This window comes from Cellulophaga geojensis KL-A (assembly GCF_000568425.1).
Taxonomy (GTDB): Bacteria; Bacteroidota; Bacteroidia; order Flavobacteriales; family Flavobacteriaceae; genus Cellulophaga; species Cellulophaga lytica.
In genome coordinates this window covers 1-532 of record NZ_ARZX01000107.1, presented here as the reverse complement: position 1 = coordinate 532, position 532 = coordinate 1, and the positions used below count along the sequence as shown (strand labels likewise).

Here is a 532-nt window from a genome sequence, read left to right as displayed (position 1 = left end):
AAAACGCCCACGTAATCTTCCTGATTTATTTCTAAACGTGAAAAATAAAGCAGACGCTCCTCTATGTCGCGAATCTGTATTTATATTACTTCCAAATTTTAAAGTTGCTATTTTGCCGTCTCCAAAAAAAGCCAACTCATAGTTTTTTAATGGTTGAAATTCTTTATCTTTAATATTTATTACGCTATTGTATTCTTCCCAAAGGCCATTTAGCTGTTTTTTGTTTTTATTGCTAAATCATTAGCATATTCTTCCCATATTTCTTTAAGATGTTGTTTGCTTTGGTATTGAGTTGTGACATTTCTTAATGTGAAATTATAGTTTAAGTTTACTATTGCATTCACATTTTTTTCTTCGTATTTTTTTTGGTACATTTTAAAATAACTGATTATTTTTTGTTTTAAAAGTGTGCTGTCTACCTTACGCAAGTCTATACCATTTGTCCAGCCCTCAAACTCAAAAGGTACTTCTGCTTTAAAAGTAAAACTAAACTCATAAAATGGTAAACCTGCACCAACAAATTCTTGGTTGT

Annotated in this window: 1 pseudogene; it reads right to left on the bottom strand. The window is 30.1% G+C overall.

Annotated features, from left to right (window positions below):
- Nucleotides 1-209: 209 nt before the first annotated feature.
- A pseudogene (locus KLA_RS18210) lies at nucleotides 210-532 on the bottom strand (hypothetical protein); the annotation flags it as partial.